Genomic DNA, 16,095 nt, shown 5'->3' with positions numbered 1-16,095 from the left:
ACTTGGTATTTTACAATGGCCGATTTTGAACCGAGAATAAATATGAATCATAAGAATGCACACGATGTAAGCAGAATCAATAAAGACTCGTTGCTCAATTTAGGATTAACACATGAAGAGATTGAGTTTATTTATTATACATTTAAGTTTTGCTAAGCTTTTTTTTATTCCTTCAGACCTCCCGTCCTTTACTAGTCGCTATTGCTTGTATTCTTAATCGTAGTATTCTATGGAAATTACATAGTTAGCTGTTTAATTTCGTACAGAAATCAGCGATAGGAAGTTCATGATGAATCCATTATTTTTCTTATGCGGACAAGAAACAATTCCTGTTCAAACCGATTTAGTTTATGAAATGCAAGATGATCAAATCACTATGCGTTTTGCTGGTATTCATAACTCCCCTATTGATAGTCATTATCCAGTTCTACAATTACCAACTCAGTTAGAGCATGATGCAAGAATTTTAGGCGATGGCTTTCAAATGCTTGCTCAAACAGCAGGACAAGTTGACTCGCCACAAGATGTCGGCCGTTGTCCTGATAATAGCACCAGTTATCGTCTGTACTCAGAAAAAGCAAAAAAACGTTTTTATAATTATTTGGTTGTTGAGCAGTCAGATGGTTTCACTCTATTTGGATTTACATCATGTTATCGTTTTGCTGGATATTTTGAAATTCATCAATATCAAGGCGTAATGAATGTAATGGCTTTTCTAGATGGTGAAGATACCAAACCACAAGATTGGGCTAGTAACCAAATGGAAGTTATGACTGTCGTGAAAGCGGATTCATTGGCTGAGCTTTATGAACTTTATGCTGTTAAAGTACAGCAGCAACACCCTATTCGAGCTGGTGTAAAACAGAATGCGCCAGTGGGTTGGTGTTCTTGGTATGCTTATTATTCCGATGTTACAGAACAAAATGTACTCGATAATGTTGATGTAATGTGCGATGAACAACAAGCGCTTGAGTGGGTATTATTAGATGATGGTTATCAAGCCTTTATGGGGGATTGGTTAACGGCATCAGAAAAATTCCCAAATGGTATTGAAAGTCTACTTAACGCTATTAAAGAAAAAGGTAAGAAACCGGCAATTTGGATTGCCCCGTTTATTGCTCAACCTGAATCAGCGATATTTAAGAATCATCCAGATTGGTTTGTGCGCCATCATAATGGTGACTTACTCAAAGCGGAAGATATTACTTACGGAGGCTGGCGTTGCACTCCTTGGTATATTCTTGATACCTCTAAGCAAGAAGTTCAGGTACACCTTACTGAAGTTATCCGTACTATGAGAGAGGAATGGGGCGTTGAGCTTTTTAAACTGGATGCTAATTTCTGGGGTTGTTTAAAAGGTCACCGAGTTCAATCTGGTATCACAGGCATAGAGGCGTATCGTTTAGGTATGCAGGCAATTATCAATGGAGCAGGCGAGGCGTTGATTCTAGGTTGTAATGCACCAATGTGGCCCTCTTTAGGGTTAGTTGATGCAATGCGAGTATCGGATGATGTAGAGCGAAATCCAGAGCGATTTGAACAAATTGCAAAAGAGACATTTTACCGTAGTTGGCAACATCGTAAGTTATGGCAAATAGATCCTGATTGCGTAACCTTGACATCATTATCGAATCAAGGAACCGAGCGAAAATATTATGATTTTCATCGTAATGTCATTCTTGCATCTGGTGGATTGACACTATCTGGTGATCCATTACCTGAGTTAAATAGTTTTGCGAAAAAGACATGGAAAAATTTACTTTCACGTCATCGCTTAACACAAGATTCGGCTCAGTTTAAATCGTTATCAAATAGCCACTGTATACTAAGCCTTAATCATCAACATGAGCTTCACTGTCTCTTTAATTATGAAGATGCTCCAATAGAACACGTATTGGTTTCTGATCAGCCTTCAATTTGGCGTGACTTTTGGACGGGAGAAGCATTAAATGAAGAGCCATCGCAAATGTTATTGCTGACTTTGGAGAATGGATTAAGTAGCCGGGCAATTTTAGTTACAGTGGCATAAATTATTTTTCTTCAACCGAGCATTATGCTCGGTTTTTTTATATCTAAATTTCAGTTTAGTATAATATAAACTGAAATATATTAGTTATGGTATTGATATTTAAGCTTTTATATTTTTTTACTTAATGCGGTTACTTTTTTTTAAAATATCTCTCAAATACAATTACGGACTAACGTAGATAGTAAAATTATATTTACTATCAATAGATATTGAATAGGGAAAGGTAATGTCGAAAGTCAGCTTATTATTAGCGAATATTAAAACAAAATACCAAGTTTTGTTGCCAGTCATCATAAGTGCATTTGTGTTACTTATAGCGGCATTTTTTATTACTAAACAGCTTAGCTCAGCAGTTGAGAATGCAAAGATATCAGATGTTAGAGCACTACAGGCTAGTAGCCTGTCAGATGCAGAATCAAATTTTTTACAACTTAGATTATCATTGACTCGAGCTCTAGGAACTCCTGATCTATTAGTAAATTCAGAACAAGAATTTAACGAAACATATATAAAAATAAAGAATGATTTTGATAGGGTATTAGAACATCATGAGCTTATTATAGCATTAGGAAATCCATCGGGAAGTTTAGAAAAAGATTTGAATGAAATACTTTCTTTAATACCGAAGCAAGAAGATTTAATCAAATATGTTAATAAATTACATCTATTAAGAACAAAAGAATGGACTGAAATTGATTATTTTAATGATTATATTTCTCGTGCAAATGACACAATATCAAATTTGAATGATAGTGTAGTAATGAATGAGTGGCGACCTATCCGTTTAGAGTTATTTTCTATTGCAGCTCGTCTTGAAAGTAGCCTCGGCTATATTTATGGCGGTGAGGTGTTAAATTCAAAAGGAATCCCTCGAGATGAATTAATCAAATCTAATTTTGATGAATTATTTAAATTAGCTAAATTAATCCCTAATGAAACTGCAAAAACATCGTTTGAAATATCGTTAAATAACCATCAACGAGTTGCTAATATCCTTTGGGATACGGCAAGAGAGATGGATGATAAAACTGAAAGTGCAGTATCTCTTGGTTATGACATAGATAATGGAATTAAAGAACAATTAAAGCGTATTGATGAAATTAATCAGAATTTGTCAACGTTGAATATAGACCTTATAGATGAAAGTCAAAATCTATTAATCATGTCAATCTTAATTGTCCTAGCGATAACGTTTGTGATTGGTTGGATTATTGCTGACATAATTACAAAGCCAATTTTAACTTTACAGAAACAAATGTCTGATGTTTCAAATGGTAATCTTGATTCAATTAACCAGATAGCAAGTAGTAATGAGATTGGCGAGTTATGCCAAAACACAGATACAACAGTCTTACGTTTACAAGATATGATTAGTAATTTAAGAAATGTTGGTGACGAAGTTTCTTCAGCATCAACGGAACTTGCAGCAGTAATGACACAAAGTGAAGCGAATGCTTCAGAGCAAAAATCCCAAGTAGATTTAATCGCTGCTGCTATTACTGAATTATCGGCTTCTGCTACTCAAGTGGATGCATCCGCAACTCAAGCAGATGTGAAAGCAAAAGATGTATTAAATATGAGTCGTAATGGTGCGAAGTTAGCTTCAGATGGTGCTAAATTAAGTCAAGATCTTGCTACTCAAATGGATGAAACATCAGGTGAAGTTATGATACTTAATGATCAAACTAACCGAATTAGTGAAGTAATTACTGTTATAGATTCTATATCTGAACAAACAAATTTATTAGCTCTTAATGCAGCTATTGAGGCTGCTAGGGCAGGTGAAACTGGTAGAGGTTTTGCAGTCGTAGCTGATGAAGTCCGAGTTTTAGCTGCTAAGACACAACAATCTACTCAAAATATTCAAGATATCATAAATAACTTACAGCAAAAATCATCAGATGTAGTTAACTCTGTTAACCAGTCGATAGAAATGATCCATTCAACAACAAAAATGAGTGTTGATACAAACGAACAATTACTAAGTATTTCCGATTCGATTGAGTTGATATCTCACACAAACTCAGAAATGGCTGCTGCTGCCAATGAGCAGAATAGAGCCATAGCATCGATCAGCGAAAATGTGAACGTGATAACTGAAAGTATTAATCAAAACGTTGAAGGGATAAGAGAATCTAGCCAAGCGAGTAATCATTTATCAGAGCTTTCAGAAAACCAAAAAGAACAATTGGCTTTCTTTAAATTATAACAATATGTTTAATATATAAGTTTTAATTTGTATGACTAATGAATCAGAGAGTAAGCAGCCGGATCATTTACCTTTTCATAATAAAGGGTTGAGTGAAGAGGAAATAGAGTTCATCGTTAAGGTTTTTAATATGTATGCAAAAAAGGAATGAAATTAGAATAAACTAAATTTAAAAAGGTCATAATTTAATTATTGTGACCTTTTAGTCATAGGTAAAGATTAAAACTCCAGAATCATAGTTCTCTTGATATAAATAACCAATATTATCGAATATAGGATAATAATGCTTATATGTAGACTGCCTTCCTTTATCAAAAATAAAATTATATAGTAAAGTATTATTTTGCTCTTGGATCATACCAAAATGGGAACGGGACTTTGCAAGAGAATCATATTCATCTTTTAATTTTGTTTTGTAAATATATTTATATTTAATGTTGTTTTTTATCTTTGATACTAATGACATATTTAAGCTAGTATTAATATTATAATGCCCGCTATAACCACTCTCCGCGGTAGAGTTTGAAAATTCAGTTATGAAAAAATCTTTGTTCTTCGTTTTAACATCCACATTAATATAAGTAAGCCCATGGTAATCAGAGTTATCACTAGATGATAGTTTTATTTTACTAACAGCGCTAAACTTACCATCATTATTATGGAATACGTCAGGGATATCATCTTCAAAAATAATATTTGAAATTTTATTGTTAATGTCAAATTCGTCTGTATAAAATATGAGTTCGTTATAAATAGAACTACATGTGTTACTTTCTTTTTTACATGCTGATAAGCTTATTATTTTTTCTGAACGGTTTATAAAGTAATTAATGTCATTTTTTAAAAGGCTATGATCGACTACTATCGGTAATGATGTTGACAATATATTTAGGTTTTTACTTCTAGCTTCTAATGTTTGTTTTATTGGCGGGGGTATTTTGTTTTTATTATATGCTTTAAAAGCAAGAAATATGGTAAGAATAAGTAAGGACAATACAAGTAAAGAAAGAATGGTGCGATTTACTTTTGGTATTTTTATAGTCGATTTTCCATCTTTCAAAATATTATTATTTGCTTTATAGCCTTGACCTTTTACTGTTTCTATTGCATCTATATTATATTTATGTAATTTTTTACGTAACAATGAGATTGTTTGAGGTACAACCGAATCATAGTTGTTACTATTATCATGCCAAGCATGATTTAATATATCATCACGTGAATAAACAACGTCTGGATTCGTGAATAAGAGATTTAACACATTAGCTTCAATATGAGTTATTTTAATTCTATCCCCATCATTTATCTCAATAAAATTGCTTTCAAAGTTAATTGTAAATAGAGAAGTTTTTAAATTTTTTCTATTTTCCATTTAAAACTCTTTTGTAAAAAATACAACTTATTGATTAATCTATCATATTCGTAATGAAATGGCTAATTGTTCTCTGTTATAAGTCGTGTTCCAGCTTAAGTTATTGATTTTAATGTAAATGATTATTCATCCTATTGATGGTGCCTAGTCATGTATTAGTGGTGAATCTTCAAGTCTATCAGTGTTAGTTTATTTTAAATGCATTTATTATGTGTAATGTTTTATTAATGTGAGTGCTTGGTTTTTTAATGGATTACTATGTAACATATAAAATAAATATTTAAAACTAAATAGGGTAATATATTAAACTTACATCTTAGTATATTTTGGTATATTATGTTAACTAATTATTAGTGTGTATGTGTTAACGTTTTTAATTAATATTACTACATATTTTTATCTGTGTTTTTTTAAATTATAATAGTTAGCTTAATTATTTTATTTAATAAGGGTACAATGAAAAATTACAGGTTTTTAACTTTATCTCTCATTATTATGTCATCTTCTTCTTTAGCAAAAAATGATATGTATCATGTAAAAGATATAAGGAATGTGTCGTCAAATATTTCTTTACATACTAAAAAGAATGATGGCATTGACTCACGCTTAGGGTTTACTGGTCAAGTTAATTTAGGTGTTGGCTTAATTGGTTTAACTTATAATACTCCGGCAGAGCCATTTGACAATGACGGGACTATTTTTGGTAAAATTGTCATTAATAATTTTGTTATTGGTTCAAGTTTAAATATAGTAAATCAAGATTATGATTATATGAATAAGCTTGATTATTCAAAACTTAGTTTTACTGGTAATTATGTTCATACTGGCTCAACAGGAACCGGAAATATTGGTATAAAGAGCACAATATATGAATTTGATCTTACAGAATCTAGTATTTCTGATTCTTATGAATTCCAGCATACATTTTTAACATTAGGTTATATGACTTATATTAATGAATTTTATTATCGAGTTGACTTTAACTATGATGTATCTGAACAGGATATCCTAGAATTGGAGAATAAGATTGGTTGGACTAACCAATTAATAGATATCAATTTAGCTTATAATTATTATGACTATGGGATAGGTGCGACCTCGCAAAACGCCCCTGATTTATCTACTAAGAATGTAGAGTTATCTTTAGGTATGAACTTCTAAGAAAATATAGGCTTGTATTTTTATCAACACCCGGTTTAGATAACCGGTTGTTTTTCATATTTAATCTATGCTCTAACACTCAATTTTAGGCGTTGCAGCACTAATGCGTTGTTTTCTATCATGCGTTGGAGCATCAAAGTGATCTGGCTAGCCAACACTTATCTGAGCTTTTTGAAAATCAAAGAGAACAGCTACAATTCTTCAAAGTATAAGTAGAGTAGTTGAGTATACCAAGTCAGTATCAATGATAACTGGCTTGGTATTTTTAATGTATTAACCCCTTCCAGACTCTCGTCCTGCGCCTGTTATTGTTGCTTGTATCTTGAATCGTAGTATTCTATGGAAATTACATAGTTAGCTGTTTAATTTCGTACATGGTTGCTGATCAGTCTTCAATGTGGCGTGACTTTTGGACGGGTGAAGCATTAAATGAAGAGCCATCGCAAATGTTATTGCTGACTTTGGAGAATGGGTTAAGCAGTCGCGCAATTTTGGTTTCTAATTAAAGCGTTTATATCGCTTGAAATTAGATAGTGAGCATTCCAATATAAGGAGTGCTCTTTTTTTATAAAAAGATCTAAAATATCCAAGGATATAGTGATTTAACATACTGAAAAATATGTAGTAATTTTTATTATTGTATTTTTTGCCATTTGAAATTAATAATATGGGTTCATATACTTCAACGCCATTTCTAATGAGCAGGTTACAAAGTAGTTTATGAGTAGTATTAATCGTTTTTTATTAAATATCCCTTTAAGATTTCAAATCGTTTTTCCCCCTTTATTTGCCATTATTGTAATGATTGCATCTATGATGATTATTGCTTCTGCAATGAATCAGTCAGTAAATAACTCTGAAGTATTGAATGTACGTCTAAAGGAAATGACTTACTTATCTAGTGGTGAAATGAAAATCCTCGAGATATTTAGTGAAGTAAATCGTTCATTATCTAATCCAGAAACATTAAAAGAAATTGACCAATCTGTTTTTAATAAAATAAAAAGTATTCATCGAGACTTTAAAGATATAGCAGCTGAACATGAACAGATTAAGAATGAAAAACATACAACACAGCAACTAATTACTGACCTAAATCACATTTCTGAGTTATTAGAGCGTATTGCTTTTATTATTAAAGATAATCAAAAAATTTCAGAAGAAATGCAAATATCTTGGGGTAAATTACCTTATTTAAGTGATTCAATTGAATTGTTGAGTAAAGAAAAGCAAGACTCTAGTTCTATTAACTATCAACATGAATGGTTAGAAATAGAGGAGGCTTTATATTCTTCTTCGGAGGTTCTTCAAATGAAGCTGAGTGCTCTCTACAATTTTAATAGTTCTGAAGGGGATGATGATATAATCCAGAAAGAGTTTGAGAGGTTTAATACTAATTTATTAAAGCTGAATGTAAGTGAGTCTAAAAATATAATTAAAGAAAGGATTGATAATTTATATACAATATATAACCTTTTCTCAAAATTAAGAGCAAACTTAGATAAAAATACAAATGAACTCTATAAGCTTGAGAGTGATATTAATTTAGTCATAAAATCACAAGTGTCTCGCATTAATACAATCAGTAGTAATTTATCGAAAGACAGCATTGAATTAATGTTTTCGAGTAAAAAATTGATAATAATGTCGATGATTTGTTTTACTTTACTGACAATCTTAATTACTTGGATAACGATTAAGACGATTGTAAATCCAATTAAAATCTTGAGAAACCAAATTGAGTCGCTTTCTCAAGGTGAATTAAATAATCTTAATTCTTTAACCGGTAGTAATGAAATCGCTGAGCTATGCCAAAATACGGATAAAACGGTTACTCATTTACATAAAGTCGTCGATGTATTGAGAGGTGTGGCATCAGAAGTATCTTCATCATCATCAAGTTTAAATGTGTTAATGAGCGTGAACGAAAAAAACGTATTAGAAGAAAAGTGTCAGATTGATCTTGTTGCTGCGGCAATTACTGAATTATCAGCGGCAGCGACTCAAGTTGATCATGTTGCGATGAATGCGGATGAAAGAGCAAAAGAAGTACTTAATTTAAGCCGTTCTGGTGCAGAAACAGCTTCTATCAGTAGCCAATTAAGCCAAGAGCTAGTATCTCAAATGGGATTGACAGCGAAAGAAGTTGAATCATTGAAAATACAATCAGAACAGATAAGTGAAGTGATCACCGTTATTGATTCTATTTCAGATCAAACTAATCTACTGGCACTTAATGCTGCGATTGAAGCTGCAAGAGCAGGAGAGAGTGGTAGAGGCTTTGCGGTTGTTGCCGATGAAGTAAGGATGTTGGCTGCAAAAACACAGCAATCTACATTAACGATTCAAGAAGTTATTGACCGCTTACAAAATACGTCTAATGATGTGGTTGAATCTGTTTCTAAATCAATCGATATTATTAATGAAACACAAGAAATGACAAATAAAACAAACAGTCAACTAGTTGATATATCAGTTGAAATAGAAGAAATTACTCGTTCAAATACCGAAGTAGCAACAGCAGCAAATGAACAAAATCAAGCTATTATGTCTATTAGCGAAAGTATTAATTTAATGACAGAAAGTATCAACGATAATATTAATGAAATGAATAATATTAGTTCTAACGCAGATGCTTTATCTGAGCTTTCTGTATCTCAAGAGAAGCAATTAAAATTCTTTTCATTATAATCTGAAATATTAGAGGTATTTATGAGTCGTAAAGAAACAGTCGAGAGTAAAGGGAAAGACTCATTATGTAGCAAGGGGTTAACAACTAAAGAGAAAGAGTTTATCAATGAAGTTTTTAGCATGAAAAATATAAAAATAACAGATGAGCTTAATCAATCGATAAGAAGTTCTATTTTATAATAGTGTGAATTATTAATAGTTCTCGTTTACGATAAATGAAACCCCTTCATTTTCATTGTAAGCGAGGCTATAAGTATCATCTATAATATAGAAGTGCATATAATTATATTTTTTTAACTTTTTAAAGCGTAAAGGAAATATTTTTAACTTTTCAGTTTCTTGAATGTATCCATTTTGTATAAGGTTGTTCTGACCATCTGAGTTAACGAACTCGGCGATTAAAGATGATTTATCAAAATTTACTGTTACATCGCTGTAGTTCGTATAGTTCCCATGGTAACCAGATTCACTAATATAAATTGATCTATTCACATTGTACTTCTCATGAGCAATTTCTTGAAAGTAAAAGCTATAAGAGACCTGGGCTTGATAGGCTTCTTCTTTTATTGACGACACACTTATATTACTTTGTAGATTAAAGAACCCGTAAGTATCTGAATTATTTATTAATCTTTTCCTCTTGTCTATTTTTACGTTAATAACATCATTAAGAATATTGGTGTGATTTTTGTTTTTACTATCTAGCAGTATGAATTTATTAAAAGAGTTATTACATATATCGTCAACAACGAAGCAAATTGATATTGAAAGATGTTTTTTTTCTTTGTTGAAGAAATAAAGATAATCAGGATTAAGTTCAATGCTGTTTAAGTCAATGTGTTCAGAGGTTGAAAGCATATAAACATTCGGCTGAAGAGAGATGAGGCTTTGCTCTATCGGACCACGGTTTTCTTTTTTGTTATAGATAATAAAAAGGGCAGCGAAAGACAAAAAGAAGAGAGGAAGTAATAAGTAGTAGCGTGATTTTTGAGTTACCGTTTTTAAACGATCACCTGATTTATACCCTTTTTGTTTGATGGTATCTATGACGACAATATTGTATTTGAGAAACTTCTTCCTCAGTAGTGAAATCGTTTGAGTAACAACACTGTTTGAAACAGAAGTGTCTTGCCAACACTCCTGATAAACATCATCTTTGGTATAGATCTTATTTGGGTTGCTATAAAGCAGAAATAATAGATTAGCTTCGTTAAGACTAAGCTTAATTTCATCACCATTTGCTTTTATGAGCACAGTTAAACTCTCATAATCAATGGTCATATTTGTTGTTTCTATTATTTCTTTTTTATTCATAGGTGTTAATTAACACTCAATTTTAGGCGTTGCAGCACTAATACGTTGTTTTCTATCATGTGTTGGAGCATCAAAGTGACTGGCTAGCAAACGTTGGGTGATAGAGTGCTGTGGATTAGCAAAGACTTCCTGAGTTGGGCCTTTTTCTACCACTTCACCTTCATGCATAACCATAACTTTATCGGTAATATGTTTTACTACTCCGATATGCTGTGACACATAAATAAACGAAATGGCCATCTCTTGCTGAAGTTCTAAGAACAAGTTAATGATCTGAGAACGCATCGCCATATCCAAACCATTCAATGCTTCATCTGCGACGATAATCGATGGTTGTAATATCAAAGCACGAGCCAAACAGACACGCTGCTTCTGACCTGTTGCCAGCATTTGTGGATAGAAGTAAGCGTGTTCAGGTAATAAGCCGACACGTTGCAGAGTATCTTTAACTCGACGCTCTCTCGCTTCTGGCGGCATGCTTGTATTACGTTTTAATGGACCTTCTAAGATACGGCCAATCTGAATTCGTGGATTCAAGGAGGAGTTTGGATCTTGAAAGATCATACGAATAAGCTTACAGCGCGTTTTAAAATCTTTGTAATCAAGAACCTCGCCATTCACTTTAATGATACCAGAGGTGGGTTCAACTACGCCTGCTAGCATTCTTGCTAAGGTTGATTTTCCCGAGCCATTAGCGCCGATAAAACCTATCGTTTGGCCTGCTTCTAAAGAAAAACTAACGGGCTTTACAGCCTCTTTAACCTGTTTACGAAACAGCCCTGTACGAAAGACATAATCTTTTTTAAGATCCGTTACTTCAAGAAGCGCAGTCATTTTTCTTCTCCTCAAAATTTAATGGGAAGTGACAACTAAATTTATGATCTTTCACTTTTCTACCTTCAGGTACTTGAACACATTTACGTTGAGCATAAGGACAACGAGGCCCTAAACGACAGCCGATCGGTAAATGTTGTAATGGCGGAATCGTCCCTGGTAGAGATTCTAATTTCGCTTTATGAGGGATCCCGTCTTTGCCAAAATCAGGCATCGCTCGTAGAAGTGCATTGGTATAAGGATGCTTAGGCGCTTCCAAAATATCTTTACGGCAAGCAGATTCAACCGATTGGCCACAATACATTACGGTTATTCTATCAACCCATTGGGTTAAGGTAATTAAGTCATGACTGATCAAAAGAATCGTGGTGTTATTAACCTGATTCATACGGCTTAATAAACGGAATATTTGTGACTGTGTCACGGCGTCCAATTCATCGGTTGGTTCATCAGCAATCAAAATACGGGGTTTATTGGCAATCGCCATCGCAATCATTACCTTTTGGCATTCACCATCAGTAAGCTCATACGGATAGCATTTCATAATCCGTTTATGATCTTTAATACCCACTTTATGAAGCAGTGCAATTGCGCCTTTAGTTCGCCAATTCCAACGTTGCCACCAGTTACCGGTAAAATATTTTGATGGGATGGCTTCTTTTAATTGATTACCTACTTGCTCAGAGGGATCAAGACAGGTAGATGGCTCTTGAAATATCATCGCCATTTCACGGCCAATAACTCGTCTTCGCTCTTTTGGAGAAAGGGCTAATAGGTCGATATTACCCAGTCGCATTCTATCAGCGCTGATCTTCCAATTGTCTTTTGTTATCCCTAAGATAGCTTTAGCTACAAGAGATTTACCTGAACCAGATTCACCCACAAGGCCACGGATCTCTCCTTCATTCAGGGTTAAACTCATACGGTCTACGGCCTTTACCATTCCTTGCGGAGTTTCAAGCTCGATAGTTAAATGACGAATGTCTAATAATGGCATTATTCTGTCCCCGCATTTAACGCGCGCTGGATCCCATCACCCACAAGGTTAATGATGATAACGGTAAAAGTAATAACGATACCCGGTAACGTTACTGTCCATGGGGCGATATAAATTAACTCAATAGAGTCACCTAAAATTGCACCCCACTCAGGGCTAGGGGCTTGTGCTCCTAATCCAAGAAAGCCTAATGCAGTAATGTCTAAAATCGCGACAGAAATGGCTAATGTCATCTCCGCAACAATAATACTTAAAATATTCGGTAGAACTGAGTTCCATAATAAATAGAAGTCATTTGCGCCATCTAAACGAGCGGCAAGGATATAATCTTTCTCCATCTCATTATGTACTGCGGTGTATACAGCACGGATGAAGCGTGGAATAAGCGCTAACCAGATAGCTAATAGAATATTAAATTCGCCAAAGCCTAAAAAAGCCACGAAAATAATAGCAAGAAGAAGAGATGGGATAGATAAGATGGTATCTAATAAGTGATTTAATATACTGGATATCAAGCCTTTAGTCATACCTGCAAAAATACCGATAATACACCCGACAAAGCCGGACAATAGGGCGACAAGCATGGCATAGCCAAAAGTTAATTGTGACCCCATTAGCAAGCGAGAAAGAATATCGCGGCCTAGATCATCTGTACCTAAGAAAAAAGCGACATCACCCTCAGAGCTCCATGATGGTGGCATCAGTAAATTATCAGATTGCCATTGTGGATCATATGGGCTCAGCCAAGGAGAGGTGACAGTGATAATAATGATCAGTAATAAACACCAGAATCCGAACATAGCTAAAGAGTTGGAGCGAAAACTCAACCAAAATCGTTCCATTTGAGTAGGAATATGTTCTTCTTGATAAACACTATTTGAGAGCATAGAACTCTTTCCTTACTAATGGGTTTACTGAAGCGCCCAATAAATCCGATAAAATATTAGCGAGTAAAATAAATGAAGCAACAGTAATTACCCCAGCTTGAACAGCAACAAAATCTTGATTGATGATGGCATCTAATAACCAACGACCAACTCCTGGCCAGTTAAAAATGGACTCAGTTAAAATTGCAGCAGTAAATAAACCAGATAGCTGAATACCTAATTTAGGAATAATTGGTGGTAATGCGTTACGAATAATGTGTTTAACCATGATTTCAAATTTAGACAAGCCCTTAGTATGGGCGACTTTAATGTAGTTTTGAGTAATCACTGTTGAAACGGAAGAACGCATTAAACGGATCACTTCGGTCATCGGTGCAATTGATAGTACCAAGGTTGGTAGAATCAGATGTTGGATAATATTTTCAAGCATTTCAGCACGATAAGGTGATTTAGAAGCCAATACATCAATGAATGCAAAACCAGTTTTTGCATCAAATTCATATAGCAAGCTATGACGACCAGAAACAGGGGTAATCCCTAGTTTTAGACTAAAAAACATCAGTACGATTAAGGCAATCCAAAATAGAGGCATAGAGTAGCCAAGTAGAGCAATGGATGAAATAAACGTATCTGTAGGTTTCCCCTGACGCATACCTGCAATGGTACCCACAGGTGTCCCAATGATTAATGCGATAAAAAAAGCAAAGAAGCACAGCTCGATGGTGGCTGGGAAAACACGAAGAATTTCATCCAACATGTTCACTCCATACTGGTTAACCCCTAAATTACCGTTGGCTAATTGGCCTAAATAGGTCATCCATCCAGAAAAGAAAGAGGTTTGCGCCCAAGCCGATGTTTCGTCAAGACGTAAAATATTAAACCCAATTAATGTCAGAATTAATAGCGTAATAATGAATAAATTAAATCGTCGAATAGTATAAATCCACATTATTTCTCCTCCTTAACTCTAACAACACGATGAAATGGGTACGTATTAAATGGGCTTAACGTAAACCCGCTTAGTGATGATTGATTCGCTTGATATTTCACACCATGTGCGAGTGGTATGATAGGCATCTCTTCACTCAATAGATTTTGAATTTGACGATATAAATTAATACGATAGCGTGGTTGATTGGTCTCTTTAGCTAAATTAAGTAAGAAATCAAATTCCTCATTACACCAGTTTGCAAGGCCAAATCCCGCTTGTTTTGCATTACAAGAAAGTAATGGTCTTAACATGGTGTCTGGGTCTGAACTATTCGCGTTCCAGCCGGTTAATACTAAATCGATATTGTTTTCTGCTAGTTCATTGCGACTTAAAAGATCACTTGTAATGATCTTGAGTTCAATTCCGATTTTCGCAAAATCGCTTTGAATGATTTCTGCTGATTTTTTAGGGCTTGGATTATAAGAATTATTATCAAGAGGTACCCACATAGTGAGTTCAATATTCTCTTTGATCCCAGCTTCGCGTAATAAGCCTTTTGCATAATTTAAGTTATAGCGAATAAAAGAGCTGTCATTACCATAAGCCCAAGAAGCAGGAGGTAAGATCGATTTCGCCTCAATACCTGAATTATAGTAGACCGAGTTAATTAAGCTTGAACGGTCAATAGCAAAATTGAGCGCCTTACGAACACGCTGATCTTGTAATAATGGGTTTTGCGTGTTGATAGCAATAAAGGCCACATTGGTCGCTGTTTGTGAATACAACGTCAGTTCATCATTTTTGATAATAATAGGCAGCTGACTCGATATCGGGTTTACCACCACATCACACTCTTGACGTAGCAGTTTTGCTAATGAACCGGTACCTCGGCTAGATATATCAAAGACAACTTGTGACATCTTAGCTTTACCTTGCCAATAATCATCATGTCGTTTTAAGCGAACCATCTCATTTTTTTGAAATTGAGATAACTTAAAAGGACCAGTACCGACAGGGAGGAAATCAATCAGGTTTTTCTCATCAGAGGCTGCGAGTTGTTGAGCATATTCTTCTGAGTGAATGACGGCATAAGAGGTTGCTAAAGAAGATAAAAAGGTATTATCCGCTGAAGAAAGGATAAACTGAACTTGATGTGTATTGATGGCTTTAACTTCAGTAACCATGTGAGAAAAATTGATACTATCAAACCATGAGTAGTGCCCTGAATTGACATTATGGAATGAGTTGTCAGGATTTAAAATACGGTTAAAACTAAAGACAACATCATTCGCGTTAAGAAAGCGTGTTGGCGTAAATAAGTCAGTAGTATGAAACGCCACATTGGGCTGTAAAGTGAAGGTATAAACCGTACCCGTTTCATCAATCTGCCAATCACTTGCCAAATTAGAAGATGGTTTCTGTGTTATTGGATCAATAATAAGCAAGCGATCATAAATCTGAGCGCTAATGGCTTCAAGAATACTGTTTTCATCAGAAATTTGTGGATTAAAAGTATCCAAATTTCCTGACTCACAGTAAACGAATCCTGTTTCATGAATTGTTTGTTTAATCCCCGCATCATAGCAACCAACCAGGCTAAATAGCCCTGTAGCCGCCATGAGTATGCGCGCAATAATTTTCATAATGACCGCAGCTTTTTATCAATGTTA

At 34.3% G+C, this 16,095-nt stretch carries 12 protein-coding genes; 5 read left to right on the top strand and 7 right to left on the bottom strand.

Going from position 1 to position 16,095, the window contains the following annotated elements:
* Positions 1 to 286 precede the first annotated feature (286 nt).
* Together AC2INI_RS14000 and AC2INI_RS13995 are read left to right on the top strand one after the other, a co-directional pair.
* Positions 287 to 2,029, top strand: a complete 1,743-nt coding sequence (locus AC2INI_RS14000; protein WP_486306135.1) for a glycoside hydrolase family 36 protein — start codon at positions 287 to 289, stop codon at positions 2,027 to 2,029.
* 226 nt (positions 2,030 to 2,255) lie between these two features.
* Entirely contained in the window at positions 2,256 to 4,238 is a 1,983-nt protein-coding gene (locus AC2INI_RS13995; protein ID WP_122032045.1) for a methyl-accepting chemotaxis protein, read from the top strand.
* 202 nt (positions 4,239 to 4,440) lie between these two features.
* Here the strand turns inward: AC2INI_RS13995 and AC2INI_RS13990 are convergent, their stop codons facing one another.
* Positions 4,441 to 5,610, bottom strand: coding sequence for a winged helix-turn-helix domain-containing protein (locus AC2INI_RS13990; RefSeq protein ID WP_122032044.1), 1,170 nt, complete (start codon positions 5,608 to 5,610; stop codon positions 4,441 to 4,443).
* A 456-nt stretch (positions 5,611 to 6,066) separates the two neighbouring features.
* Here AC2INI_RS13990 and AC2INI_RS13985 point away from each other — a divergent pair, with 456 nt between their 5' ends.
* The 3 genes from AC2INI_RS13985 (at position 6,067) to AC2INI_RS13975 (ending at position 9,642) form a co-directional block, all read left to right on the top strand.
* A complete protein-coding gene (locus AC2INI_RS13985) occupies positions 6,067 to 6,771 on the top strand; it encodes a hypothetical protein (protein WP_486306134.1) in 705 nt (234 codons plus the stop codon).
* Positions 6,772 to 7,491: 720 nt separating this feature from the next.
* A complete protein-coding gene (locus tag AC2INI_RS13980; protein WP_486306133.1) occupies positions 7,492 to 9,462 on the top strand; it encodes a methyl-accepting chemotaxis protein in 1,971 nt (656 codons plus the stop codon).
* A gap of 21 nt (positions 9,463 to 9,483) precedes the next feature.
* The gene (locus AC2INI_RS13975; RefSeq protein ID WP_162922409.1) at positions 9,484 to 9,642 is read left to right on the top strand and encodes a hypothetical protein; all 159 of its coding nucleotides are present in this window, start codon (positions 9,484 to 9,486) and stop codon (positions 9,640 to 9,642) included.
* Between the two features lie 12 nt (positions 9,643 to 9,654).
* On the opposite strand, the gene AC2INI_RS13970 is transcribed toward AC2INI_RS13975, so the two are convergent.
* From AC2INI_RS13970 to sapA, 6 genes are read right to left on the bottom strand one after another with little or no spacing between them, the layout of a single operon-like run.
* Positions 9,655 to 10,776 (bottom strand): winged helix-turn-helix domain-containing protein, encoded by a 1,122-nt coding sequence (locus tag AC2INI_RS13970; protein ID WP_486306132.1) that lies wholly within the window; start codon positions 10,774 to 10,776, stop codon positions 9,655 to 9,657.
* Positions 10,777 to 10,785: 9 nt separating this feature from the next.
* The gene (locus AC2INI_RS13965; RefSeq protein WP_122032040.1) at positions 10,786 to 11,610 is read right to left on the bottom strand and encodes a peptide ABC transporter ATP-binding protein; all 825 of its coding nucleotides are present in this window, start codon (positions 11,608 to 11,610) and stop codon (positions 10,786 to 10,788) included.
* Positions 11,594 to 12,607, bottom strand: coding sequence for a peptide ABC transporter ATP-binding protein (locus AC2INI_RS13960; RefSeq protein ID WP_122032039.1), 1,014 nt, complete (start codon positions 12,605 to 12,607; stop codon positions 11,594 to 11,596). Before AC2INI_RS13960 ends, AC2INI_RS13965 begins: the two co-directional genes overlap by 17 nt.
* Positions 12,607 to 13,494, bottom strand: a complete 888-nt coding sequence (gene sapC / locus AC2INI_RS13955) for a putrescine export ABC transporter permease SapC (protein WP_122032038.1) — start codon at positions 13,492 to 13,494, stop codon at positions 12,607 to 12,609. The genes AC2INI_RS13960 and sapC overlap by 1 nt, the downstream gene beginning before the upstream one ends.
* The gene (locus AC2INI_RS13950) at positions 13,481 to 14,443 is read right to left on the bottom strand and encodes an ABC transporter permease (protein ID WP_486306131.1); all 963 of its coding nucleotides are present in this window, start codon (positions 14,441 to 14,443) and stop codon (positions 13,481 to 13,483) included. The genes sapC and AC2INI_RS13950 overlap by 14 nt, the downstream gene beginning before the upstream one ends.
* Complete coding sequence (gene sapA / locus AC2INI_RS13945; RefSeq protein WP_486306130.1) at positions 14,443 to 16,068, bottom strand: ABC transporter substrate-binding protein SapA; 1,626 nt, start codon at positions 16,066 to 16,068, stop codon at positions 14,443 to 14,445. The genes AC2INI_RS13950 and sapA overlap by 1 nt, the downstream gene beginning before the upstream one ends.
* Positions 16,069 to 16,095: the final 27 nt, after the last annotated feature.

The sequence above is a fragment of the Aliivibrio friggae genome (assembly GCF_057368515.1).
This window is presented reverse-complemented; position numbering and strand designations above follow the sequence as displayed.